The following is a 26,017-nucleotide window of genomic DNA, read 5'->3' on the forward strand; positions in this document are numbered from 1 at the left end:
CCGTGGACATCTTCCTGTGGGGCGTGGTGCCCTACGCGACGCTAGGACTGCTCATCGGTGGAACCATCTGGCGCTATCGCTACGACAAGTTCGGGTGGACGACGCGGTCATCGGAGCTCTACGAGTCCCGCCTCCTGCGGATAGCGTCGCCGCTCTTCCACTACGGCGTGCTCGTGGTGATCATCGGCCACGCGATCGGATTGCTGATCCCGGAGTCGTGGACGGAGGCCATCGGCGTCTCGGAGACGCTGTACCACTGGGGTGCCGGGGGTTTCGGGATCCTGGCGGCCGTCGCCACCCTCGTCGGGGTCGCGATGCTGGTGTACCGCAGGCGGACCGTCGGCCCGGTGTTCATGGCCACCACGCGTAACGACAAGGCGATGTACCTGGTGCTGGTCACGGCGCTGGTGGCAGGCACCTACATCACGCTGATCGGCACGCTCGACCCGCACGCGCCCGGCGTGAACTACCGCGAGACCGTCTCGCCCTGGTTCCGTTCACTGTTCGTGTTGCAACCGGACGTCACGGCGATGGCGGCGGCGCCCTTGCGTTTCCACGTGCACATCCTGATCGGGATGCTCCTCTTCGCGATGGTCCCCTTCACCCGGCTGGTGCACATCTTCACCGCGCCGGTGCACTACCTCTTCCGTCCCTACATCGTGTACCGAAGCCGCGACCGACGTGTCGCGCCGGGTAACCAGCCCCATCGGCCGGGGTGGGCGCCCGTCGGAGTGAAGGATCGTGATCGATGAGCACCGACACCACGACGCCCGCCATCAGCTCGCGTGCGCAGACCACGAACCTAGCTCTCGCGACACTCGCGTTCACGATCAGCTTCTGGGCCTGGAACCTCATCGGTCCGCTCGGGGTCGTCTACACCGACCAACTCGACCTGAGCGCCACCCAGAAGTCGATCCTCGTCGCCATCCCGATCCTGGTCGGCTCGCTCGGGCGAATCCTGACCGGCGCACTGACCGACCGCTTCGGCGGCCGCCTCATGTTCACCGTTCTGCTGGTCGCCACCATTCCGTTCGTCCTGCTGGTCGCCGCCGCCGGACATTTCGACAGCTACGCGTTGCTGCTCGTCGCCGGCTTCTTCCTCGGCGTCGGCGGGACGACGTTCGCCGTGGGCATCCCCTTCGTGAACGCCTGGTACGACAAGTCCCGGCGCGGGTTCGCGACCGGCGTCTTCGGAGCCGGGATGGGCGGGACGGCGTTGTCGGCCTTCTTCACCCCGCGGTTCGTGTCGTGGTTCGGATACATCGCGACGCACATCATCATCGCCGTCGCGCTCGCGGTGGTCGCCGTGGTCTGTTGGTTGTTCATGCGCGACTCACCCAGGTGGGCCGCGTCCCACGACTCGGTGGTCCCCAAACTGATCGGTGCGGCCAAACTGCCGATCACCTGGCAGCTCGGTTTTCTCTACGCTGCGGCGTTCGGCGGCTTCGTCGCCTTCAGCACCTACCTGCCGACCTACCTCAAGGACGTCTACGACTTCGACCTCCAGGCGGCCGGCACGCGCACCGCCGGTTTCGCGATCGCGGCCGTCATCGCCCGGCCCGTCGGCGGTGTCCTGTCCGATCGCTTCGGACCGCGCATCATCACCGTGATCTCCTGTGGCGGTGCCGCCGTGCTCGCCGTGTGGATGATCACCAAGCCGCCCCTCGAGATACCCGCCGGTCTCGACTTCGTCCTGATGGCGGTCTGCATGGGACTCGGTTCGGGGTCGGTCTTCAGCTGGGTCGCGCAGGCCGCGCCCGCCGAGCGGGTCGGTTCGGTCACCGGGATCGTGGGTGCCCTCGGCGGGCTCGGCGGCTTCTTCCCGCCCATGGTCATGGGGGCCACCTACGACGCGACCACCCACAGCTACACGATCGGGCTCGCGCTGCTGGTCGTCTTCGCCACGTGCGCGGCCCTGTTCACCGTGTTCGGCATCCGACGCACGGCGAACACCTGACGCCCGCCTCCCCGGCTGCGGCGTCGGGAGAATTGTCGGGGCCTCGTGTTCTGATGTTCGCACCCGTCGAACAAAGGAGCGATCCATGTCAGACCACGCTGCCGCGATCCGAGGTCTGCCCCGGTGGCATCCCAATCCGCTCATCCGTTCCACCATCGAGACCATCCGGCGCTGCGGCTGGCAGGTGACCTCGGTCGGCGAGGCGGACGCCGAGTTCGACGCACCGCCCGCAGGTGCTCGAACCGAGTGCGGGTTCTCCTACACCTCCGGACTCTCGCTGCACTCGATCCCGGAGCTCTCGATCTACGGCGTCGATCCCCTGACCGCGACGCACGTGCTGAACGAACTGGGCGCCCTGCTCCACCAGGAGGACTGGCGTGATCTCGTCGCCGCGCAGTCCGACATCCCGTTGCAGACGGTCGCCGTGACCGTCCGACTCATCGAGCAACTCGACCACGACGAGCTGCTCCTGGCGAACCTGTTGTTCCCCGACCACCCGAAACTGCAGGTGGTATGGCCCGACGACCACGGCCACCTTCCGTGGGAAGACGGCTACACCCTGCTCCCGATGCACCAGCCGGTGAAGGGGATGCCGCAACTCCTGGATCCCCCGCGCCCGCAACCACGCCTTCTCACAACCGAATCCGGGCCCGACCGAACCCGCCCGCGACGGGCACGTCGCATCTCGGGTCACTGACCTGCGGCCGGCGGCCTCCCGGCGTGTCCGGGGCGACATGTGTCCGTGTTGCCCCGGACAAACGGAGCCCGGAGATGCCACCATGGTTGGTCTGGGGGCTCGAACAGACCACGGGGGCAGGTGGAAAGGCAGGTCGACGTGGCGCACCTCCCGGTCGTGGTCGCTGCACTCGTCGCCCTCGTCCTCGCGGTCGCCTTCGTCGCCGTCATCTACCGGCGTCCGCAATGCGGTCTCCTGGTCTTGGCCGCGCTCACCCCCCTCGACGGTCTCCTCGACATCGCCCCGTTGCCCGGCGTCGCCTCGGCGTGGAAGGAGGGCGTCCTCGCGCTGACGCTGATCTGCGCGGCCAATCGCCGGGTCCGGCCCGCCGACCGGACGGACCCGCCGTTGCAGCTGCCGTGGTGGCCGGCCGCGGCCGTGCTGGTCGCGTTCGGGGTCGTGTCGGCGCTCTACGTCTACGGCCCCATCGGGCTGTACGGCGTCAAGGTCACCTTCTTCTACCTCTTCGTGGTCCTCGCGCTCTGGCTGACGCCGTTCGACGCGCTCGACCGCGACCGACTGGTCTCGATCATCATGGCGCTCGGGGTGCTCACCGCCCTCGTGGGCATCGGCCAGCAGCTCCTGGGTCCGGCGCGGCTGGTCGAACTCGGCTACACCTTCGGCGAGCAGGTGCGGACGAGCGGTCCGCTGTTCCGGACGTTCAGCACGTTCAATCAGCCCTTCGGTTTCGGACTCTTCGTCATGCTGGCCCTGCTCGTCGGCGGAGCAGTGGCGCTGTCGGACACCGCCCGCCGGCGCAACCGGTTGTTCCTCGTCTGCTGGCCGGTCATGGCGATCACGATGGCCACGTCGGTGGTGCGGGCGGCGATCCTCGGCCTCATCGTCGGTGTGATCTGGCTTGCGGCCCTTCGCTTCCGCCGCCTCATCGCCCCGCTGCTCGCAGTCGGGGTCGTCGCCGTCATCTCGCTGCCGTTCCTGCCGTCGAACATCACCAAGGTGTTCTTCTCGTCGAGCAGCCTGAGTCAGCGCGGCTCCGGGTGGGGTGAGATCTTCGCGAGCATCTGGGTGCACCCGCTCGGGACCGGCCTGGCGTCGAGCGGATCGGCGGCCGACGCGATGTCGGCGGCCCAGGGCGACACGACGCGGACGATCACCGCCGGCGCCGGCGGTACCGTGCAGCAGTTGTCGAAGAACTACCAGCCGGACAACTACTACGTGAAGCTGCTCATCGAACTCGGGCCGATCGGGTTGTGGTTGTTCCTGGCCCTGATCGTGACCGCGATCATCTGGTGCGTGCAGTACTCGCGCCGGATGCCCGACCCGGATGGAGCCCTCGTCCTGGGTGTCAGTGCGTCGATGGTCGCGGCGATGGTGGCCTGCCTGGTCGCCACCTACTTCGAGATCTTCCCGCTCGACTTCTACTTCTGGTTACTGTTGGGAGCTGCTGGATGCGCGACGGCACAGCACGAATCACGTACGGTGCGCTTGCACTTCGTCCCGGAGGAAGCGGCGTCCAGACCTACATCCGCGAACTCCTGAGGGCACTGCCCGGCCACGTCGACGGCACCGCCCTGTCCGCAGTCGTGCAGACCGACGCGGTCGGCGAACTGCCCCCGGCGATCACCCCGGTGGAGCGTCCCGTCGCCGACGGTGTCCGACGGGCGGTGTTCGGCGTACTCCCCACCCGCTCGGGCGGCGTGTTCCACGGTCTCGACGTCGACCTGCCGGTCGCCGGTCCCGCCACCACGGTCGCGACCGTGCACGACCTGTCGGTGCTCGACATGCCGTCCGCGTCGAGCCGGTTTCGCGCCGCGGGCGAATCCGTACTCGTCCGCACGACCCTCCGTCGGGCCGACGTGCTGATCGCCGTCTCCGAGTTCACCGCCGAACGGATCCGCGAGACCTGCGGACGGGATGCCCACGTCACCGAACTCGCGCCCGCCGACTGGGCCCGCCCACCCGCGCCGGCCGATGTCGAACGGGTTCGGGCGAAATACGATCTGCCAGAACGCTTCGTGATGCAGATCGGCACCGTCGAACCCCGCAAGAACGTCGAACTCGTCGCGGCGGTCGCCCGGCGCCTCGACATTCCGTGCGTGCTCGGCGGCGCGGGTTCGACGGGCCCGGATGCCCCGTCGTCGGCGGTCGGGCTCGGTTACGTCGATGTCGGGGATCTGCCGGCGCTCTACGCCGCGGCGACCGTGACCGCCTACGCCTCGTTCTACGAGGGTTACGGCCTTCCGCCCGTCGAGGCGATGGCCTGTGGCGGTGCCGTCGTCGCGAGCGCGGTGGGCGCGCTTCCCCATGTCGTGGGTGACGGCGCGACACTGGTGCAGGGCCACGACGAGGACGACTGGGTCCGTGCCCTGGAACCCCTCGTGCGCGACGACTCGGCGCGCACCGAACTCGTCGCCGCCGGCACCGCGGTGGCGTCAGCCCTCAGCTGGGACACCACGGCCCGCCGGACGGTCGAGGCCTACCGGGCCGGCGGCATCGACATACCCGGTGCGGGGCGCCATGAGCCCTGACGTCACCGGCCCGCTGCCGTCCGATGCGCTGGTCGACCAGCAGGCCGAAGCCGAGCTGCTGGCCCGCGCGACCGGCGCCGGGAGCGTAGCGAGCGGGCCGAACACCACCGGCGCCGGGAGCGCAGCGAGCGGGCCGACGACTGCGCCGGCCGCCGAGCCCAGCGCGCACCCCGCCTCGGATGCGCGGGCCGCCACCCGTGCCACCATCGCGATGCTGACCAGTCGCGTGGTCATCGCCGCCCTCGGCTGGGCCGGGAGCGTCCTCATCGCGCGCACCCTGTCCCCGGAGGACTGGGGCACCTACTCCTTCGTGTTCGCGCTGCTCGGTCTGACCGCGATCTTCACCGACCTCGGGGTCGGCCGGGCGGTGATGGCCCGGCTCATCTCCGACGACCCCGACGATGTCGCGAAGACGTCCTCGGCGTTCATCGCCCTGAGGGTGGTGCTCGGCCTTCTCGGCTACCTGATCGCCGTCGCCTACGTGATCGTGCTGCAGTATCCCGGCGACGTGATCCGCGCGACCGCGATCGCCGGACTCGTCGTCGTGTTCGCCACGCCCGCACAGGCACTCACGGTCATCTTCCAGAGCCGGCACCGCCTCCTGCTCACCGCGATCGCCGAGAGCCTGGGCCAGGTTCTGCAGCTGGCGCTGACCATCGCCGCCGTGCTCGTAGCGCCGGCACTGCTGGTGTTCGTGCTCGCCCCGGTCGCGAACGAGATCCTGTCGCTGATCATCAAGGTCGTCGGGATCGCGCGCCGGTCGTCGGGACTGCGGCCGTCGCGGGTCGTCGAATGGTCGCGCTGGAAACCGATGCTCTCCGATGCCCTTCCGCTCGCACTGGGCCTCGCCCTGACCATCGCGCTGCAGAAGGTCGACGTCCTGCTGCTGAGTCTGCTCGATTCGCTCGACGCGGTCGGCATCTACAGCATCGGGTACAAGTTCTCCGACATCATGGACACCTTCATCCTGGCCGCGATCGGACCCGTCAGCACCCTGCTGGTCGCCGCCTGGCCCGGCCAGTCGGCGGTCCTGCGCCAGCGGTGCCGGAGTGCGGCGGTGGTGTTCGCCGCGGGCGGTGCCGTGGCCGTGGCCGCCTTCTGGCCGAGCGCCGGCCCGATCATCGGACTACTGTACGGCGACCGGTTCGTCGTCGGGGCCGACGCCGCGCGGTTGCTCGTTCTGGGCGCGGCGCTCACCGCCTTCATCGTGCTCGGCATCTTCCTGCTCGCGGCGACCGGTCGGGCGAATCGCTACCCGTGGATCGCGGTCGGCGGCCTGGCACTCAACGTGGTGCTCAACCTGATCCTGATCCCGCGGTACTCCTATGACGGGGCCGCCTTCTCCACCGTCATCACCTTCGCCCTCGCGGTGGTGGCACTGTGGGTCGTCATCGGTCGGACGCTGCCCATCACGGGTCTGCTCCCACTGGGCGCACTCACCACGTTGACCCTGTTGACGGTGGCGGCGTGCGCCATCGGGGTCTGGCTCGCGGATTCGATTCCCTGGCCGGTCGTCTCGGCCGGTACCGCACTGATCGTCGCCGGACCCGCGGTACTGCTCACCCGGGCGGTCACCACGCCGCCCGGACGACACACGAAGGTGGTCCGATGACCGATTCCGAGCACCCGTGCACGATCGTCTTCGTCGCGCACACCGGCCAGGTCTCCGGGGCGGAGAAGGTGATGCTCGATCTGATCGACGTCGCGCTCGAGCGCGGCCACCAGGTGCGGGTCGTCAGTCCCGACGGCCCCCTGGTGGGACGACTCCCGGTCCCGGTCGACCATGTGTCCATCCCGCCGCTCGGCCTGAGCGGCGAGCGCGGTGTGGCGCGCCTCGCGGGTGCCGGTCGCCTCCTGCTCGACTGGGTACGCGCTGGTCGCACCCTGCGCCGGGTGACACGTCGGTCCGACACCTCGACGATCGTCAACTCCTTGTTCGCACTCCCCGCCGCACGCGTCGCGCAACCGACGGGCCGCGTCTCCTGGCTCGTGCACGACACCCTGACGTCGGGGCGGCAGCGCGCCGTCATCCGCGTCAGCGCACCCGTGATCCGGCGCGCCGTGGCGGTGTCGGAGGCGACGTCGGTCCCCCTCGCGGACCTCGGTCTGCCGGTCGTCGTCGCCCACAACGGGGTCACCTGGCCGGTCCCCGCCCTGCCCACCGAACTCCACGACCCACCGGTCGTCGGGATGCTGGCTCTGCTCACCCCCTGGAAGGGGCACACCGTCGCGCTCGACGCGGTCGCCGGGTTGCCGGACGTCGAACTGGAGTTCGCCGGGGGCTCCTTCCCCGGGGACGCCGATCACGTTGCCGCACTGCATGCCCGGGCCGCCAGACCGGATCTCGCCGGACGCGTCCGGTTCCTCGGGCACACCGATCTCCGCGCCGCCCTGGAGCGGTGGGATGTCGTGCTCTCGGCGAGTGTGACGCCCGAGGCCGGACCGCTCTCGGTCCTCGAGGCGATGGCCTACGGCACACCGGTCATCGGCACGGATCACGGCGGCACCACCGAGTTCCTACGGGACGGCGCCGGAGTCCTCGTCCCGCCGTCGGATCCCGCCGCGCTGGCCGCGGCGATCAGCCGCGTCCTCGACGACGCCGACCTGCGCCGTTCGCTGACCGCGGAGGCGCGTCGTCGGATCGCGGACGGACACGACAAGTCGGCGACCCTACCGCGTATGCTCGACGAGTTGTTGTCCGGCTGAGGAGAAGTCCACCGCCGGCACCTGCCGCGCGCGATGCGCGTCTCGTCAGATAGGCACCATCCATGACACGGTCCCTGCACGGTCGGGCCACCCGGTCGGCACTCGCATACGTGTGCATCCTCGTCGCAACCCTCGCCGCGATCGTATGGGTCCGCAGCGACGCGCATTCGGCGCCGGCTGCGTGCTCACTCGCCAACGGCGAGAACAAGGTCGCGGCGTCGCCGGGTGCCTCGTTGCTCGGTGCGTCCGATGAGGACCTCAATCGGGAGCTGTCGGTCGCCCAGGACCTCGGTATGTGGGCGGTGCGACTCGACGTGGACTGGTCGGTCGTCGAACCCCGGCGCGGACAACGGAACTGGGCGCCCATCGACCGGGTGGTCAACGCCGTGGTCGCCCACGGGATGTGTCCGCTGGGGCTGGTGACCTACACACCGCTGTGGGCGGCACGCGCGTCCGACTTCCCGCGCAACAGCCACTACCGGCCCGCCGACCCCAACGTCTTCGCATCCTTTGCCGCGGCCGCGGCGCAACGGTACGCCGAATCGATCGCGGTCTGGGAGATCTGGAACGAGCCCAACCTGGCGAACTACTGGCTGCCGAGGGCGAACTCGGCCGAGTACGGCCGCCTGCTCGCTGCGTCCTACGCGGCCGTCAAACGCGCGGTCCCCGGCGTCGCGGTGATCTCCGGAGGGCTCGCACCCGGCACCGACAACGGCCGCGACATCGCACCGCTGACCTTCGTGCGCAATCTGTATCAGGGCGGATTCAACCGCTCGCTGGACGCACTCGGCGTGCATCCCTACACCTATCCGGCTCTGCCCAACGACCCCGCCGCGGCATCGTGGAGCACCGCGGCACGGATGTGGGACATGCGCGACGTGATGGTCGCCGCGGGCGACGGCGACAAGAAGATCTGGATGACCGAGTTCGGCGCACCGACCGGAACCGGCACGAACGCCGTCACCGAGGAGGTCCAGGCACAGAGCATCGCGATAGCCATCGGCGCCCAGAGCGACGCGCCCTGGCTCGGACCGCTGTTCGTGTACTCGCTGCGAGACGCCGGCACCGACCCGAACAATCTCGAGCACAACTTCGGCCTGGTGCGCCGCGACTGGTCACCGAAGCAGGCGTACTCGATGCTCGCCTCGCGGTGACCTCCGAAATCGTTTCTCGCACACGCCACGCCCGCCGGTGCCGACCACGATTGCCCGCTTCCTTCGTTATGGTGAACTGACAGCTGATCGACACTGCAATGTCCGGGGATGGTCGGGGGGCATCCGACACCACAGGAGTTAGGCGTGACCTCCAGCTTCGATGCCGCCGGGCGACGTGATGCGCCGCCCTCGGTCGACCTGTTCGGGCACTTCGGTGATCTCGTCCGTGTCGCCGTCCCCGCGATCCTGATCGGCATCCTCGTCGGCGCCTCGGTGCTCGCGCTGCGGACCGCATTGGTCCCGAAGGAGTACTCGGCCACGGTCGTCACCGAGATCACGCCGGCCGGCACGATCATTCCGGGCGACGCCTTCGTCGAACAGTTGCGTGCCCCGTTCGTGGCGCTGTCCACCGACGAGAACGTCCTCCAACAGGTGCTCACCCAGGTCGACACCGGATGGACGACAAGCGAGTTGAGCTCGCACGTCACCACGACTCCGGGAACGGCTCCCACACTGATGGACTTCACCGCCACGGCGCCGACGAGTACCCAGGCCGAAGACGTCGCCCGCGCGATGGTCACCGCCATCTCCGCCGCGTCGCTGTCCACCCATGCCCGCGACATCACCCGGCAGATCGATCAACTGCGTGCGCAGGTGACCGCCGAGCGCGTCCGCAACCGCGCACTGCCCGACCGCAGCGAGGCGAAGGTCGAATCCGATGCGACCCTCGCCGATCTCGACTCCCAGCTCACCCGGTTGCAGAACTCGTCGTCGGACACGCTCACCATCCTCGCGGCACCGTCGGCGAGCGAGGTGCCTGTCAGCCCCAAACCGGCCCAGGAGGGTGCGGTCGCCGGCATCGCCGCGACGATCATCGCGGCGGAGCTGCTCGCACTGCTCCGTGGGCGGGTCGGCCGGAAACCGAACCCGATCTGGGCCCGCCGCGCGGCGCACCGGTACGGCGCGGAGCTCACCTACGGACAGCGGGGCGAGCCGGCGCTGCCAGCGAATCTGCTGCCCGCGTTCGCGCAACGCCATCGCCGCGCCCAGGTCGCGCTGATCCTCACCGGCGACCACATCGACGCCGCTCGCGCGATCGACGACATCCGTCACCCGGAGGACGACGCGACCACCGGGCACCGTCTGCGCATCGTCCGGTTCCCTCTCACCGAGCCCTGGTGGCAGAGCGTCGATCCCGGGGACGTCGCGCTCGCGGCTGTGGTCGTCTCGTCTTCTGGACGTGATCGCAAGGCGGCCGACCGGGCGCTGTCCCAGCTCGCGACCATCGGGTCGACCCGTCATCTGATCGTGCAGCGCACGGGGAAGCAGCCTTCCGCGCCTGCCCTGTCCACCGCCGCGGACCCGGTCCCCGACAATCGTGCCGGGGGCGAAAGTGCCGGGGCCACAGCCGCATCGAGAGCCGAGGTTGCCACACCCATGACACCCCAGCCGCCGTCTGACGATCGACGAGGCGCGACACTCGATTCCGACCGGTTCCGCACCGCGCCGGGAGATGTGGGCAGCAATGCCCGGTGACCGCGTCGCCGTCGTCCACGAACGACTCACGGAGATCGCCGGGTCCGAGCACGTCGTCGAACAACTCGCCGCGACGTGGCCGACGGTCGAGGTACACGCGCCGATCTCACGGACCGAGGGGGTACCGGCCGGATTGGCCGCGCCGCCGATCACCTCGTCGCTCAATCGCGCCTACCGCCTGCTCGGCGAACGCAGCTACGCCCCGTTGCTCCCGCTGATGCCACTGGCGTTCCGGCGGATGCCGCTGCGGGATGCCGACGCGGTCGTCACCAGCCATCACGCCTTCGCCACCCAGGCGGTGCACGCGACCGACGCCCCGGTCATCGCCTACGTACACAGTCCGGCCCGCTGGGCATGGGATCCGTCGCTGCGCGCGGGCGAGGGCGGCGGGGCAGCCGGCGCCGCGATCCTGTCGGCGCTGTCGGTGGTCGCCCGGCGCTGCGAAGTCGGCGCCGCGCCCCGTCTGCACACCGTCGTCGCGAACTCCTCGGCCGTCGCCAAGCGCATCCGCGAGCACTGGGGACGTGAGTCGGTCGTCGTGCACCCGCCGGTGGACCTCGACGGCTTCACACCGGATCCCGCGGTGCCCCGTGAGGACTTCTACCTCCTCGCCGGACGACTCGTCCCCTACAAGCGACCCGACCTCGCGATCGCGGCGGCCGCCCGCGCCGACGTCCGGCTCGTGGTCGCGGGAGACGGACGGGCCATGCCGCAGTGTCGCGAGCTCGCCGGGCCGAAGACGACGTTCCTCGGCCGCGTCCCCCACGACACCCTGCTGAACCTGCATCGCAGCGCCCGCGCGGTCCTGATGCCCGGGATCGAGGACTTCGGCATCGTGCCCGTCGAGGCGATGGCCACCGGCACGCCCGTCATCGCGCTCGGTGAAGGCGGCGCCCTCGACACCGTCGTACCCGGATCGACCGGTCTGCTGATCGAACCGGGGACCGACGACGAGATCGTCGAGCGGCTGGCCGCGTCGTTGCGCGACTTCGCCGTCGACGACTACGACCGATCCGAGATCCGCGCCTGGGCCGAGCGCTTCCGGCGCGAACGGTTCCGCGACGAGATGCGCGAGGTCGTCGATGCCGCGCTCTGAGAACGCCGCGACAGCCGGGGCGCAGCGTGCCTCCGTCCTAGACCGCGCACTGGCCACGTCCCGCACGATCTCGGTGACCGGCCCGATGGCGCCGTTGGATCTCGAGGTCATCCGGACCCGGCTGACCCGGGCATGGACACCGACGTCGAGACTGAGTCTCGTCCCCGATCCGGCGTCGGCGAGCTGGGCCCACGACGTGGCGACCCTGCCGCGGGTCGTCGAGCGGCCCGACCTCGCCGACCTGCCGATCGGCGACATCATGACGCGCCTGCGGAACCGTCCCGAGCCGCTGCCCCGACTCGAGGTGCTCGTGTGTGGTCAGTGGCTGGTCATCGACCACACCCACGGCATGGGCGACGGCCGCCTCGGCATCGAGCAGATCGCCGGTCTGGCCAGCCACCACGAGTTCCCGATGACCGAGCGGTTCGAACGCTCGCTGCCGCCGGACGCCGCCTGGCAGGCGTTGCGTCGTCACGTCCTGCGACACCCCAGACGTCTGCGCGACATCATGCGCCTGCGCGCCGCGAACGTCTCGCCGCCGACCCACGGACCCACGCGCGTCATCGAGGACTGGCATGCCACCCGCTGCGCCGTCACCGCCGCGATGCGCCCGGGACAGACCGACGAACTCAAGCGTGCGATCGCCGACACCGGTGTCCGGATGTCCTCGGCGGCGGTGACCGTCGCGCTGTGGCGCGCCGCCCTGTCCGCGCAGGGCGTTCCCCTCGACGAGCGCACGCAGATCCTCTTCGACTGCCGCCGCTATCTCGACGCCGGGCACGCCGAGGACCATGGCAACTTCGCCGTGGGCATACCACTGCGCTTCCCACGCGACGCGACGCCGATGGAGATCGGGGACCGCATCCGTGCGGTCGCCGAATCCGGCTGGCCCGCGGCCGTTCTGGCCGCGGGAGAACTCCGGGCGCGCCTGCGTCGATCGTCACCCGAGGAGCCGCCCGTCCCGCGCCGGGTCGAGGTGCCCGACCGGTTACGACTGTCGGTCAGCGACCTCGGGCGGATCGGGATCTTCGGTGATCTGCCGTGGGATCTGGCGGCGGCCTCGCATCACCTGTTCGCCTATGTCGAGCCCGATGGCCCGGATGCGGCGAGCATGCTCGTCAGCGAGATCGACGGTTCGCGCAGTTTCACCGCGACATTCTGCAGCGATTTCGTCGGTCGCCCGGTCATCGAGGCGGCCCTCGACCACCTCTGCGAAGATCCGGTGTCCCTGCTGGATCGGCTGCTCACGCGCTCATGAGGACGGTGTCGCGGCGCGTCAGGCGCCCGCCTGCGACCGTGCTCGTGGCCGTCCTGCTCGTCACAGCACTGCTGACCGCCGCATGTTCGGCCTCCGCCGGCCCGGCGTCTGACGATGCATCGCAGAGCTTTTCGGCACCGCCGGGGGCGTCGGCCGGCGATCTGGTGGGATCACCCATACCGACCGACGCCTACATCTCCCTGCGGCGCATCGTCGACCGCACCGTGCGGTTCCGCTACCTGTCCACCGACCCGGTCAGCGGTGCGCTGGTTCCCGTCTCGGCCGCGGTGTTCGTGCCGCGCGGCCGGACACCGGCGGGCGGATGGCAGATCCTGGCGGTCGGACACCCGACGACCGGCATCGCGGGCAACTGCGCCCCGTCGCTGCACGGCAACCTGCTGGGCACCGTCGGGCTCATCGCGTCGCTGCTCGAGCAGGGATTCGTCGTCGTACAGACGGACTATCGAGGACTCGGCACACCAGGACCCCACCGTTATCTCGACCCGGCGCCCGCCGCGAACGACATCATCGACTCGGTGCGTGCGACGCGGATGATCGTCGACGGCACCAGCGATCAGTGGTGGGGCTTCGGGGTGTCGCAGGGCGGGCACGCGGTGTTCCACGCCAACGAGATCGCGCCGACCTACGGTCGCGGTCTGCGACTGCGCGGGACGGTGAGCATGAGTCCCGCGCTCGACGTCGCGCCGTTGGCCGACGCGATGGATGCCGGCACCCTCACCCCGGAGCAGATCGCGTTTCTCCCGCTGGTCCTGACGGGATTGAAGGCGATCCATCCCGAACTCGTCATCGACGACTACGTGCACGGACCGCTGCGTGAGGCGTTCGGCGTGTTCCTGGAGTGCAACGACGCCGCGATGGTGCAGAAGCAGGCCATCGTCGAGGAGGTGCGACCGGAGGACTATCGCCCGGTCGACGACGTGGCCACCGACCGACTCCGGACGTGGCTGCGCGAGGTGAGTCTGCCTCAGGGGCGGGCTTCGGCCCCGATGCTCGTCGCCTACAGCGACGCCGACGACGTCATCCCGGCCCCGTGGACGGCGGGAGCCATCGATCGGGGATGCCGGCTGGGCGATGCGATCACCGCGATCGAGGTCCGCGGTCAGCCGCACGGCATACTCGACATCGGCTCCGCGGCGACCGACTGGGTCCGGGCCGTGCGGTCAGGACAGCGTCCGCCGAACACCTGCGCGTGAGCTGTGTGCCGACCGGGTCGACCCGGGCAGCGAGAGGAGTGACGATGAGTTCGAACACCGAGGACGGTGCGAACACCGTGAACCCCGTCGACGACCCCACTCCGGATGGCGAGCCGACCACGGACCCAGCCCAGCTCGCCGCACTCTTCGACACGTCACCCGAGGCCGGCGTGCACGCCGTCCTCGAAGCGGTGCGCGGGCGCAACCCCGACATGGCCCGGTCGCTCCGCGCGATCCTGTCCGATCCGGAGCGGATGCGTGCGCTGAAGGACAGCGGCCTGCTCGACGACCCGCCGACCCACAGCCTCGACGAGACGATCCGGCTCACGATCGATGCCGTGGGCGTCCCGCACGTCGCCGTCAACCTCATCACACCGGACGAGCAGGCGACCGCCGCGATCGCCTTCCGGTCCGGGAGTCCCGACGGTCCCAGCACCCGGTCGCTGGTCAACTCCCTCTGCGTCCTCCCGGTGGTCAGCGGTTCACCCCTCATCATCGACGACATCGCCGACCACGCGCTCCTCGCCGACCACCCGACCGCCGTCAGCGGGGAGGTGACCGCCTACCTCGGCATCCCGCTCGCCGACGACGACGGACATGTCATCGGCACGTTCTGCGCCTGGGACTCGGAGGCGCATCACTGGTCCACCGCGGAGGTCCAGCTCATGTCCGATCTCTCGATCCTGGTCCAGGAGCTCATCTTCGGGCGTTGACACGGTCGCGTGCCCTCGTGACCTGGCGGTGAGCATTCGGTACCCAACACGTGGCCGGTAGGCGCACGCGGGACCGTCGTGTACACCTACAATCGTCGGGACGGGGGGCTGTTCTTTCGGATGGAGTGGACTTGTCGACCCGTGTATCGCAGGCCGAGTTCCCGCAGACCACGAGGCGCACCCCGGTGTACTCGTCGCCCAACGGTCGGCGCACCTTTCACGAGCTGATCCGCGACGATCCCCTGAGCACGATCGTGACCGTGTCGATCGACGTGTTGTCCGCGACGATCGCGGTGGCCGCCGGGATCTGGTGGGTGAGGAGTGGCAGCGGCGCGAACCCGCCGTTGTGGACACTCGCCACCTTCGTGCCGACCCTCGTGATCGTCTTCTCCTTGCGCGGGGTCTACCGTCGGGGGCTCAATCGCCGGTTCCTCGACGAGGTCGGCCGGGTCATGACCGGGTGCACGATCACCGCGATGATCCTGCTGTGCTCCCTGCTCCTCTCCTACTCCGACGACAGACCCGGCGCCGCGGTCACCAAGGTGTGGGTGTCGGCGCTGTTCTGGGTTCCGTTCGGTCGTCTCATCCGCGACATCATCCAGCGGAGCCTGCGCAAGAACGGTCATCTGCTGTCCCCCACGCTGATCATCGGCGACGGGCCGATCACCGCACAGGTGGTCGGCCGCATGGTGGCCGCGCCGGAGCACGGTCTCCGGCCGGTCGGCATCCTGGCCGCCGGCGCGCCACCCCGCGCCGATCGGGACGAGGGACCCACCAACGAGATCGCGCAACTCGGCGGGGTGGACGAACTCGACGAGGCGATCCGGGCGACGAAGGCCGAGGTCCTGGTCGTGGCCTTCGCGGTCACCAATGTCGAAAGGCTCACCGCCGCCGTCCGTATCGCCCACCGGCACGGGGTGAAGGTGTGGATCGTGCCGCGCATGTTCGACGTCGTCGGACGCCGCAGCCGGGTCGACCACATCGGCGGGCTGCCCCTGATGTCGGTCCCGCACACCAACCCGCGCGGTTGGCAGTTCCGGACCAAGCACATCGGAGACCGGGTGGTCGGAGCCCTGATCCTCGCCGCGATCTCACCGCTGTTCCTCACGCTCATGCTGCTGATTCGGTTGAGTTCGCCCGGGCCGATCTTCTTCGCCCAGCCGCGAGTGGGTCGCGACGCGCGGGTGTTCAACTGCCTGAAGTTTCGCTCGATGCGGCCCGAGGACCCCGCCGCGGAGAAGTTCCGGCCGACCGAGGGCAGCGCACCCGGCGGCGTCGAGGGCGTCGACCGCCGCACCAGGATCGGCAAGATCATGCGCTCGACGTCGATGGACGAACTACCCCAGCTGCTCAACGTGATCCGCGGGGACATGAGTCTCGTGGGTCCACGCCCGGAGCGTCCCGAGTACGTCTCGCTGTTCGAGGTGCAGATCCGGCGATACGGCGAACGCCACCGGGTGAAGGCCGGGGTCACCGGCTGGGCGCAGGTGCACGGCCTGCGCGGTCAGACCTCCATCGCCGACCGCGCCGAGTGGGACAACTACTACATCGAGAACTGGTCACTCTGGCTCGACGTCAAGATCCTGCTCCTGACCGTGCTCGCGGTGCTCAAACGGGCGGAGTAGCCGCGGTTACCCACCCGCCTCGTCACATCGTCGGACGTCGGGTGTCGTACGCGGGGCGATACGGCACCCGTCCCCGCTCGTCGCGGATGGTGACGATCAACGTGCGGGCGACGACGACGAGCAGGATGATGCCGCAGACGATCGCGAGGAGCAGTGCGGTCATGACGACCTCCTGACGCCGGAACATGGTGTGCCGGCATTCAATCGCCGATCACGACCTGGTGGTAGATGCCAACCGCGCATCCGTGGACTCAATTGCCCGCCCATGGTGACGCGACTCCGCCGGGCGGCGCCACTGATTTTCTCCCGCGGGCCGGTGCCGGGGTCCGGCGACGGCATCGCCGACGGACAACATCATTCGGCACACCGCCGAGAAGTGCGGTGCGGCAACGACACGCAGTCCGCGACGGTCGGTATCTCTCACGCCGGGCGCGTCAACGCGTCCGGTGCCCCCGGGCGATCAAGTGATGCCCATACGTCCCGCAACACGTCGACGCCGGCGGCGAGGTCGTCGGCATCCTCGGTGAACGGAACGCGAATGTAGCGTTCGTGCGCCCCGTCGACGCCGAACTTCGGTCCGGCGCTGATCCGCACACCTCGGTTCAGGGCGGCGGCCGCGAGCGCGGAACTCAGCGGCGCCCCGAGCCCGACCCACATCGCCAACCCACCGTTGACGTCGGGACTCTCCCACTCCGGCAGGTGTTTTCGCAGAAGTCCGGTGAGCGTGTCCCGGCCGATACGAAGCTGCGCGGAACGAACGGCGAGCAGGTCGTCGTAACCGGCCAAGACCTCGGCGGCGATCTGCTGGTCGATGATCGGCGAACCGAGGTCACCGGCGGGTCTCCGTCGGACGATCCGGTCGACGATGTCCTCGTCGGCACGAATCCATCCCACCCGCAATCCACTCCACACCGTCTTGCCCAGCGATCCGATCGTCACCACCGGCACCGAGGACCTCACCGGCGCATGCGCGGCGAACGGGAAATGGTCCGTCCGACGATCGATGTCGAGCTCGGCAGTCGTCTCGTCGACGAGCAGCGCGGTCCCGGCCCGGCGCGCCGCGTCGGCGAGTCGCTCTCGATGGGCGGACGGCATCGAGGCGCCCGTCGGGTTCTGGAAATCCGGTATGCAATAAGCCATCTCGGGTCGCATCCGGTTGAGGATCTCGAGGAAGTGGTCCATGTCCCAACCGGCCGCGGTGACCGGCGTCGACACGAGCCGTCCACCGGCCTCGGCGATCGCCTCGTAGGCGTGCGGATAGGTCGGGGTCTCGACGACCACCCGGTCGGCTCGCCGGAGCAGGGTCCGCGCGACGAGTGCGATGGCGTGTTGCCCACCGAGGGTCACCACGATCTGCGCCGGGGTCGTGGGCAGTCCGCGGTCGGTGTATCGATCGGCGATTCGTCGGCGTAGCAGCGGATCGCCCACCAGGTCGAGTCCGGGCCGGCGCAGCAGGTCGGGCACATTGCCCGTGACCCGCTCGATGATCGCCTCGAGACCGGGCACCGGTTCGGGAACGGCGTGCGCGAAGTCGATCTCGGCAACCGCGCCCGGACCCCTCCGCGGGAGCATCGCGACGGAGCCGGATCCCCGGACGCTGACCAGATAGCCGGCCTCGCGCAGCGCTCCGTACGCCGACACCACCGTGGTCCGACTCCGCCCGAGCGCATCGGCGAGGATTCGCTCGGCGGGCAACCGCGTGTATGTCGCGATCCGGCCGTCGTCGATGAGGAGTCGGATGCGGGCGGCGAGGGCCGCGTAGGCCGCGTCGCCGCTCTCCCACTCACCGAGCAGCGTGACAAGTTGCTTCACCCCGAGGTTCGAGCGAGCCACCGGCCGGCCGATGGCTCGCGGTGCACCCACAGAATCCTCCTCACCGGTCGCCAGGGTCCAACGACGCCCTGCGGCCGTCGACGTCCAGTCAAACGCAGTGCCCGCGGGCACCACAAGGTCCAATCCGCGGTCGGTGGACTGCCGTCGAGCGGTGGTGGCGGTCCACAGATCACCCGTGACCACCGGGCGGCTGTCGGGTTCGGGCGATATCGTCGGCGTCGATGAACATCCGCCCGTCAGCTCTCGACGCGGCCGTGCGTCCCGGGCACGTGCTACGTGTCGATGACGTCGACGGCCTCGCCCTGGCCGACCTCGTCGACTCGGTCTCGGCTGACCTACCGGTGTTCCTGGACCATCGCGGGCCCGGCGATCGCACCGCCCGGGAGGTCGTCCGGGAGGTCCTCGACGCGCTCGAGGACATCGTCGTCGCCCTCTTCCCGGTCTGGCTCCCGGGCCATGAGCCGGGCCTGCCGGTCGACGCCGACGACGCCGAGGCCACGGCGCGCCTGCTGTGCCGGGACGCCGGCTTCCCCTCGCCCGCCGTCATCCATCTGGCCCGTGCGGCCGCCGGCGCGCGACGTCCCGGCCCCGGCCCCGCCGACGACGCCCGGGCGGCCGCGCTGACATTCCTCCTGCGACGGGGATACGGACGGGGTTCCGTGGTCCTGGCCGTGCGCGCGGACACCACATTGGCCGAGCGGGCCCAGCACGCGGCGGCCGCCGCGTACGAATGGCTGGCCGACCGCGCGGCCCTCACCGTGTGGCTCACCGCCGACGCCCTGCCCGCGGTCACCAGGGTGCCGGCCATCCGGATCGGGGTACCCGCGGGGCGGCGATTCCCGCCGTCCGGTCCGGTGGAGGCGCTGCACGATCCGTCATCGGCCTCGGCGAGACCCGTCCTCGTCGCCTCCCGTCCGTCGGGGAGACCGGCACCGCACAGCGATGCCGAGCAAACCCTCGAACGCGCCCTCGCGCGTGCACCGTGGGCTCGCGACCGACAGTGGAACCGGAGTCCGCGCGACCTCGATCCGCTCCACCCCGCGGTGATCGTCGACCTGCTGTGGCCGAGTGAACGCGTGGTCGTGGAGGTCGACGGCGCGGATCATCGCGGCCCGGTAAAGTACGCGCGAGATCGACGTCGCGACAACATGCTTCAGCGTGCCGGGTACCTCGTTCTGCGTTACACGAACGACCACGTTCTCGACGACACGTCCCTTGTCGTCGCAGAGCTGGCCGCCGTGATCGCCGAGCGCTCCCGACACCCGGCGCCGTCCCGACCGACGCCCGCCCGACCCCCTTCGACCCGCGAGGAGCATCCGTGGACCACGCCCAGCTGACGCCGATCCAGAGTGCGGCGCTGTTCGTCCTGCTGGCCGAGTCCCGAGAGCTCTCCAACCCAGAGTTGAAGGAGTTCGGTGCCGCGCTGGACAAGCCTGCTCGCAACCATCTCAACGCCCTCGGCCTCGTCGACTCTCGACTCGGCGCGCGCCGCGCGTACTTCCACACCCTGACCGACCGCGGGTGGGCCTGGTGCGCGGCCGAACTGACATCCGAGCCACCGAAGAGGTCGACCGCACCGACGAAGGCCATGTACGCGGTCCTCGCCGGCCTCGCCCGGTACCTCGACGACGAGGACCTCCGTCTCCACGAGGTGTTCGGCCGTCCCCGACGCCCCACCCACGAGGAGCCCGGGACCCCGATCGCAACGGCTACGTCCGACCCGGCGTCGTCCACCGTCGATCCCCGGGACCAGATCGCGGCCGCCTACCGCGCCCGGGCCGCCACAGCGGGCGACTTCGTCCTCGTCACCGATCTGCGCGCAGACCTGCCCGGGATGAGCGACGAGGTCTTCGACGCCACGATGGTGGAGTTCCAGCGCGCGCCGGGGGTCAGCCTCATCCCGCAGGAAGACCAGGCGTTGCTGACTCCGGCCGACCGGGCGGCCGCGGTGACGGTGGGCACGCAACCGTGCCATCTGTTCGCGATCGAGGAGAGCTGATCCGATGGACGCCGACGCCCGTCACGCACTGGAATCGATCCGCCTCAACTGGGCCGACACCCCCGACGACGTGTGGGGCACCGCCGACCCCTTCCACGTCGGGGGCCTGCACGAGGACACCATCGTCGACATCATCCGTTCGTTCGACGACGCCCGTCGTTCGCCGTCGGGGAGTCCGATCGGGGTCACGGTGCGCGGTCCGGCCGGATCCGGCAAGACCCATCTCCTGGGCCGGGTCCGGCATCGTGTCCAAGAGGAGGGCGGGTACTTCTTTCTCGTCAAGCTGCTCGACGCCACCGACTTCTGGCGTTCGGTGCTCGTGGCGATCATCGAGGACCTCGGCCGACCGACGCCCCGCCACCGCTCGCAGCTGAATCAGCTCCTCCACCGCCTCGCGATCGACGCCGGGGTCTCGGACGGGACACGTGACGCCGTGACCGGCGGCGCGTCGCTGACACCCGCCGCTCTCGATGACTTCGTCCACGGCGTCTACACCCGCCATTCGCGGCACCGACGCCGGTCGCAGCACATCCTGCGTGCGCTCGTACTGCTGGAGTCCGACGACTTCGCGGCCAAAGACCTCGGCGAGGCGTTTCTGCACCTGGACATCGACGACGCGGAGGAACTCGCCGCCTGGGGCATCCGCAATGCCCGCCTCGGTTATCAGGAGATCGTCGAGAACATCTCGCGGATCATCGCGTTCGACGATGCGGCGGTTCTCGCGATCGACCAGATCGACACCCTGATCGAGGCCGGCAAGACCGCCGAGCCGGGCGAGGAATCACAGGTGGAGAAACTGGCGCACGGCCTGATGTCGGTGCGCGACACCATGAGTCGGACCACATGTGTGGTCTCCTCGATCACCGCCGCGTGGGAGTACCTCGCCGGACACGTCATGCGATCAGCGGTTGATCGGTTCCGGTTGCCACCCACCCTGCAACGGCCCGCGAGTGCGGACTTCGGCCGGCTCCTGCTCGCCCGGCGTTTCGCGCCGGGTTTCGCCGGCGTCGGATTCACGCCGCCCCATCCCACCTGGCCGGTCACCGACACCGCACTGACGGCGGCCACCGATTACACCCCGCGCGAGCTGATGGTGACCGTGGACCGCCAGATCGCCGCGATGCTCCGCAGCGACACGTTCGCCGAGATCACCGACCTCTCCGGCGCGACGTCCACGAAGACCTCCGCCGGCCAGGGCACACTCCCCCTGATCAACCATTCCCGCACCACGACAGACGTTCCTGAAACGGGAGCGTCCGCTCGAGGGCGCTCGTCGTCTGCGGGATCGTCGTCTGCAGGGTCGTCGTCTGCGGGGTCGTCGTCAACCGACTCGTCGTCGACGACCACCTCGGACAATCCCGCGTTCGCGAAGCTCGACCAGCGGTACGCGGAGTTGATCCGGCGTGCGGACCCGCTACCCGCATTGGTACCCGACACCGAGGACCGGATCGTCCCCTCGCTCCTCCATGCGGGATTGGCGACGTGGATCCAGGCACTGTCCCGCGACGCCGACCGCTGGCAGCTCGATGCCCGGCCGGGACCGAAGAGTCCGCTGCACGGGCGGATCCGACAACTCGTCGACCCGAACCGGGACATCGAGCAGTCCTGGAGCTTCCGTGCCATCGCGGCATCTAACGCGCGTGCCGTCCAGACGCGCCTGTCGAGCGCGACGACGACCTCCGGTTTCACCCTCGGCGACATCGAACGCACCCTGGTGATCCTGCGGCGGGATCCCTGGCCCACGGGGCCCAAGACCCGGCAGATGGTCGAGGAACTGCACGATCGGGGCGGGCGGGTCGTCGCCTGGACCGAACAGGACATCAAACGGCTGAGCGCGCTGGCACAACTGCGGGCCGAACGGCCCTCGCATCTCCGGGAGTGGATCTCCGACCGCAACCCGGCTGCCGAGATCGCCTTTCTCACCGACATCCTGGGCTCCGCGCTCGAAGCGCCTGCGCCAGGCTCGCAGTCACCGGACTCACCCGCAACACCCTTGGTGACGCCTGTCAGACGCCACGAGCCCGGCACCGCGGACGAACGCTCGACCACGCCGCCACCCCGGGAGACGACGACGGAAGAGTTCCGGTCCACCGACCCTCGGTCGGGAACGGCGGGGTCCGACACCGCCGAATCGTCGTCGCGAACCACACCCGCCGACGAACAGTCGATCACCCTCGGGCGAAGTGTCGCCACCGACGAGGCGGTGACCGTCTCGCTGCTCGCCCTGCGCAAGCACGTGGCGCTGTTCGCCGGATCCGGTTCGGGGAAGACGGTGTTGATTCGGCGCATCGTCGAAGAGGCTGCTTTGCAGGGAGTTTCGTCGATCATCCTCGACGTGAACAACGACCTCGCACGCCTGGGGACACCGTGGCCGGACGCCGACCCGCGTCCGTGGACGTCCGACGACCGCGAGCGCGCCAAGCGCTACCTGCACGACACCGAGGTCGCGGTCTTCACCCCGGGTCGGGCATCGGGGCGGCCATTGAGTTTCCAGCCGCTACCCGACTTCAGCACGGTGGTCGGCAACCCCGACGAGTTCCGTGCCGCGGTCGACTCCGCCGTCGGCGCCCTGATCCCGCATGCCCGGGCCATCGGGACCAGCGCGAAAGCCTATCGGCAGCAAGCAGTCCTGCAGCAGTCCATGGAGGCCTTCGGACGACGCGGCGGCGGCGCCCTGCAGGCTTACGTCGGACTGCTGACCGAACTGCCCGACGACGCGAGCACCCTCGCCGACGCCCCGAAGCTCGCCGCCGAACTCGCGGAGAACCTCAAGGCCTCGATGGCGATCGATCCCGTCTTCGGGGGTGACGCCGCCCCGGCCGACCCCGGGTACCTGCTCACTCCCTCACCGGGTTTCCGGGCCCGGGTGTCGGTCGTGAACCTCGCCGGCCTCGGCACCGACGACCGGCGGGCCGGTTTCGTCAATCAGCTCCAGATGGCCCTGTTCGCCTGGATCAAGAAGAATCCGGCCGCCGACCGGCCACTCGGAGGACTGCTCGTCATGGACGAGGCGCAGAACTTCGCCCCGTCCGTCCGGATGACCGCGGCGTCGAAGAGCACGAGCGCATTGGCGTCGCAGGCTCGCAAGTACGGCCTCGGGCTCATCTTCGCGACCCAGTCGCCCACCGGCATCGACAACAAGATCTCGGCCAACTCCTCGACCCAGATCTTCGGACTGCTCAATCATCCGACGCAGATCGAACGCGCCAAGGAACTCGCCGCCAACAAGGGCAGCAGGATTCCCGACATCGGCAAGCTGCCGGCGGGGACGTTCTACATCGCGAGCGAGGGCGGGCGGTTCACCAAGGCCGAGACGCCGCTCTGTCTCACCTACCACCCGGCGAGTCCGCCGACCGAGGACGAGGTCGTCGAGCTGGCGCGCTCCACGACACCGCGTCCACGGTGACGGCCGGGCCCGACTTCGCCGACGACCGAAGACGATGGTTGGCACAATGGACACCGTGCTCACGCTGACCGCCGGGGAGAACCGTCCGCTGCCGTCGACGGCCGTGACCGTCTCGGTGCGCTCGGCATCGCCGGTCAACACCTCGGCGATCCTGCTCACCGATGCCGGTCGCGTCCGCTCCGACGGGGACCTCGTCTTCTACAACCAGCCCAGCGGCCCCGGCGTCGGATACCGTTCTGCCGGCTCGGCCGACATCATCTCGGTCGACACCGCCGCGCTGCCTCGGAAGATCGCGACGGTCGTCGTCGCGGCGAGCCTCGACGGGACCGGACCCGCGAGTTTCGCGACCGCCGGCGCCCTCACCGCGACGCTGACCGGCGGCGGTACGGAACTCGTCTTCAGCCCCTCCGGTCTCACCAGCGAGGCGGCCGTCGTGTGCCTCGAGATCTACCGGCGCAACGACGTCTGGAAGGTTCGTGCCGTCGGCCAGGGATACGACGCCGGTCTCGCGGGCCTCGCCACCGCCTTCGGCATCGAGGTCGACGACGAGCCCGCGACGCCGCCTCCTGGTCGGCCTCCGCGAGTCACCGATCCGCAGCCCTGGCCGCCGGCCGCGTCGACGCCAACCGCGCCGCCGTCGACACCCGAACCACCGGCCCCGCAATGGAATACACCGTCCGCACCGCCGCCTCCGCCCCGGCCCCCGGTCACCGCCCAACCACAGGGAGTTCCCATGCACAGCGATCTGTTCGCGCCGTCCCACGCCGAGGTCACCGGGCAGGGCATCCAGAAGCAGGGCAGCAAGATGTGCCGGGTCGGGCTCGCCGGTGAGGTCATGGCCCGCACCGGCTCGATGGTGGCCTACCAGGGCATTCTGAAGTTCGAGGCGCTCGGCTCGGGCGGTCTCGGACGGATGATGCGTCAGGCGATGACCGGCGAGGGCGTCCCGCTGATGAAGGTCACCGGACAGGGCGACCTGTTCCTCGCCGATGCGGCATCGGACGTGCACCTCATCGACCTCGACGGTTCCGACGGCCTCACCATCAACGGCGCCAACGTCCTTGCCTTCGACTCCTCGCTGTCCTACGACATCGCCCGTGTGCAGGGTGCCGGCGCGATGAGCAACGCCGGACTGTTCAACTGCGTCTTCACCGGGCGCGGCCGGATCGCCATCACCACCGACGGCACCCCGGTCGTCCTCAACGTCGACGCCGCGACCTATGCCGACCCCCAGGCCGCGGTCGCGTGGTCGTCGAGCCTGCGCACCTCGGTGAAGTCCAACGACTCGTTCAACCTCGGCACCCTGATGGGACGCAGCACCGGCGAGCGGTTCACCCTCGAGTTCTCCGGCCGCGGGTTCGTCGTCGTGCAGCCGTCCGAACTCCCGCCCGGCGGGTTCGTCGGCGGGACCGGTGGCGGCGGGTCGGCCGGGTCAGGGGCCGGCGGCGTGTTGGGTGGCATCCTCGGGCGCTGACGAGGCGGAACTCGGACGTCACCCGAATCTGTCGGTGCCGACTGCTCTACTACGCTCCACCTTCGAACAACAGGAGCGAGCATGACCAACCACTTCTCCGATCTGCGGGGTCTGCCTCGCTGGCACCCCGACCCGCTGGTACGCGAGACGCTCGACCGCATCCGGCGCTGCGGCTGGGCGGTGACGGCCGTCAGTGACGAGTGCACGTGTCACTCTCCCGAATGTGAAGCACCTGACTGCTCTTTCGCGTACACCACCGGCCTGCGCTTACACGACCTCCCCGAGTTGGCGGTGTACGGACTGGATGCACGAACGAGTGCATCGGTTCTCAACGACCTGGGCAGCGTGTTTCACACCTATGACTGGCACTCGATCGTGTCGAATTCGGTTCCCATACAACTGGATTCGCTTGAGGTTCCGGTCACCGTCATCGAAATGGTGGACAAATCCGATCTCATCGTCACCAACGTCCTCTACCCCGACGCTCCGGTCTTGCAGGCGGTGTGGCCTGACGATCTGGGCAGCTATCCGTGGGAAGAGGGTTACACCCTTGCACCGGAACACCAATTCGTGATGGGCGTGCACGACCCGCGAGCGACCGGTGGCGACAGTCCGCGCGTCATCTACCCGCACCCCGGAATGAACCGGGCCCAGCGGCGCAAGGCGGCCCGACGCCGACGCTGAGCAGGCGAGCGGCCAGGTGATCAGCCTGAGTTGCGGGGGCCTCAACCGTTCGGTTCTTGTCGGTGCCCCCGGATACAGTGATTTCTACAGGCCACAGATGAAAGACGCATATCGGCAGACGGTTACGCCGGTGTCGA

General features: G+C 69.5%; 21 protein-coding genes. 19 read left to right on the plus strand and 2 right to left on the minus strand.

The annotated features are described in order from the left end of the window. The first annotated feature begins 2 nt into the window (after positions 1 to 2). The 14 genes from narI to Q9R39_RS15065 all read left to right on the plus strand — a co-directional run bounded on the left by narI (position 3) and on the right by Q9R39_RS15065 (position 16,484). A complete protein-coding gene (narI, locus tag Q9R39_RS15000) occupies positions 3 to 752 on the plus strand; it encodes a respiratory nitrate reductase subunit gamma (RefSeq protein WP_058251983.1) in 750 nt (249 codons plus the stop codon). Then, on the plus strand, positions 749 to 1,957 hold the full coding sequence (locus tag Q9R39_RS15005) for a NarK/NasA family nitrate transporter (RefSeq protein WP_078113085.1): 1,209 nt from the start codon (positions 749 to 751) through the stop codon (positions 1,955 to 1,957). The genes narI and Q9R39_RS15005 overlap by 4 nt, the downstream gene beginning before the upstream one ends. Positions 1,958 to 2,042: 85 nt before the next feature. Next, positions 2,043 to 2,654 (plus strand): DUF4262 domain-containing protein, encoded by a 612-nt coding sequence (locus Q9R39_RS15010; RefSeq protein ID WP_058251985.1) that lies wholly within the window; start codon positions 2,043 to 2,045, stop codon positions 2,652 to 2,654. 138 nt (positions 2,655 to 2,792) lie between these two features. Next, complete coding sequence (locus Q9R39_RS15015; RefSeq protein ID WP_269553466.1) at positions 2,793 to 4,193, plus strand: O-antigen ligase family protein; 1,401 nt, start codon at positions 2,793 to 2,795, stop codon at positions 4,191 to 4,193. A 32-nt stretch (positions 4,194 to 4,225) separates the two neighbouring features. Next, entirely contained in the window at positions 4,226 to 5,182 is a 957-nt protein-coding gene (locus Q9R39_RS15020) for a glycosyltransferase family 1 protein (protein ID WP_082652938.1), read from the plus strand. After that, complete coding sequence (locus Q9R39_RS15025; RefSeq protein WP_058252029.1) at positions 5,172 to 6,794, plus strand: flippase; 1,623 nt, start codon at positions 5,172 to 5,174, stop codon at positions 6,792 to 6,794. The genes Q9R39_RS15020 and Q9R39_RS15025 overlap by 11 nt, the downstream gene beginning before the upstream one ends. Next, a complete protein-coding gene (locus tag Q9R39_RS15030; RefSeq protein ID WP_058251988.1) occupies positions 6,791 to 7,888 on the plus strand; it encodes a glycosyltransferase family 4 protein in 1,098 nt (365 codons plus the stop codon). Before Q9R39_RS15025 ends, Q9R39_RS15030 begins: the two co-directional genes overlap by 4 nt. A 62-nt stretch (positions 7,889 to 7,950) precedes the next feature. Beyond that, positions 7,951 to 9,042, plus strand: a complete 1,092-nt coding sequence (locus tag Q9R39_RS15035; protein WP_058251989.1) for a cellulase family glycosylhydrolase — start codon at positions 7,951 to 7,953, stop codon at positions 9,040 to 9,042. 144 nt (positions 9,043 to 9,186) lie between these two features. Next, entirely contained in the window at positions 9,187 to 10,578 is a 1,392-nt protein-coding gene (locus Q9R39_RS15040) for a hypothetical protein (RefSeq protein ID WP_058251990.1), read from the plus strand. Next, on the plus strand, positions 10,568 to 11,674 hold the full coding sequence (locus tag Q9R39_RS15045) for a glycosyltransferase (RefSeq protein WP_058251991.1): 1,107 nt from the start codon (positions 10,568 to 10,570) through the stop codon (positions 11,672 to 11,674). Before Q9R39_RS15040 ends, Q9R39_RS15045 begins: the two co-directional genes overlap by 11 nt. Next, positions 11,661 to 12,932 carry a hypothetical protein gene (locus tag Q9R39_RS15050; protein WP_058251992.1) on the plus strand — a complete coding sequence of 424 codons (1,272 nt, stop codon included), beginning with the start codon at positions 11,661 to 11,663 and terminating at the stop codon, positions 12,930 to 12,932. Before Q9R39_RS15045 ends, Q9R39_RS15050 begins: the two co-directional genes overlap by 14 nt. Positions 12,933 to 12,970: 38 nt before the next feature. After that, positions 12,971 to 14,146, plus strand: coding sequence for a lipase family protein (locus tag Q9R39_RS15055; RefSeq protein ID WP_231742422.1), 1,176 nt, complete (start codon positions 12,971 to 12,973; stop codon positions 14,144 to 14,146). Positions 14,147 to 14,190: 44 nt separating this feature from the next. After that, entirely contained in the window at positions 14,191 to 14,859 is a 669-nt protein-coding gene (locus Q9R39_RS15060) for a GAF domain-containing protein (protein ID WP_058252030.1), read from the plus strand. 131 nt (positions 14,860 to 14,990) lie between these two features. Next, entirely contained in the window at positions 14,991 to 16,484 is a 1,494-nt protein-coding gene (locus Q9R39_RS15065; RefSeq protein ID WP_311277705.1) for a sugar transferase, read from the plus strand. 22 nt (positions 16,485 to 16,506) lie between these two features. Here Q9R39_RS15065 and Q9R39_RS15070 read toward each other — a convergent pair whose 3' ends face one another. Both Q9R39_RS15070 and Q9R39_RS15075 read right to left on the minus strand, forming a co-directional pair. Next, positions 16,507 to 16,647 carry a hypothetical protein gene (locus Q9R39_RS15070; RefSeq protein ID WP_171011597.1) on the minus strand — a complete coding sequence of 47 codons (141 nt, stop codon included), beginning with the start codon at positions 16,645 to 16,647 and terminating at the stop codon, positions 16,507 to 16,509. A gap of 257 nt (positions 16,648 to 16,904) precedes the next feature. Then, positions 16,905 to 18,347 carry a PLP-dependent aminotransferase family protein gene (locus Q9R39_RS15075; RefSeq protein ID WP_254859682.1) on the minus strand — a complete coding sequence of 481 codons (1,443 nt, stop codon included), beginning with the start codon at positions 18,345 to 18,347 and terminating at the stop codon, positions 16,905 to 16,907. A 191-nt stretch (positions 18,348 to 18,538) separates the two neighbouring features. Here Q9R39_RS15075 and Q9R39_RS15080 point away from each other — a divergent pair, with 191 nt between their 5' ends. The 5 genes from Q9R39_RS15080 to Q9R39_RS15100 all read left to right on the plus strand — a co-directional run bounded on the left by Q9R39_RS15080 (position 18,539) and on the right by Q9R39_RS15100 (position 25,880). Next, complete coding sequence (locus Q9R39_RS15080; protein ID WP_078113089.1) at positions 18,539 to 19,654, plus strand: DUF559 domain-containing protein; 1,116 nt, start codon at positions 18,539 to 18,541, stop codon at positions 19,652 to 19,654. Beyond that, positions 19,636 to 20,316: a MarR family transcriptional regulator gene (locus Q9R39_RS15085; RefSeq protein ID WP_078113090.1), complete on the plus strand. Its 681-nt coding sequence runs from the start codon at positions 19,636 to 19,638 to the stop codon at positions 20,314 to 20,316. Before Q9R39_RS15080 ends, Q9R39_RS15085 begins: the two co-directional genes overlap by 19 nt. Before the next feature lie 4 nt (positions 20,317 to 20,320). After that, positions 20,321 to 23,722 (plus strand): helicase HerA domain-containing protein, encoded by a 3,402-nt coding sequence (locus Q9R39_RS15090; protein ID WP_311277706.1) that lies wholly within the window; start codon positions 20,321 to 20,323, stop codon positions 23,720 to 23,722. 46 nt (positions 23,723 to 23,768) lie between these two features. Further along, positions 23,769 to 25,196: an AIM24 family protein gene (locus Q9R39_RS15095; protein ID WP_311277707.1), complete on the plus strand. Its 1,428-nt coding sequence runs from the start codon at positions 23,769 to 23,771 to the stop codon at positions 25,194 to 25,196. Between the two features lie 81 nt (positions 25,197 to 25,277). Continuing rightward, complete coding sequence (locus Q9R39_RS15100; protein WP_311277708.1) at positions 25,278 to 25,880, plus strand: DUF4262 domain-containing protein; 603 nt, start codon at positions 25,278 to 25,280, stop codon at positions 25,878 to 25,880. Positions 25,881 to 26,017 lie beyond the last annotated feature (137 nt).

Source organism: Gordonia sp. AC31, from assembly GCF_031844505.1.
GTDB classification, from domain to species: Bacteria; Actinomycetota; Actinomycetes; order Mycobacteriales; family Mycobacteriaceae; genus Gordonia; species Gordonia hongkongensis.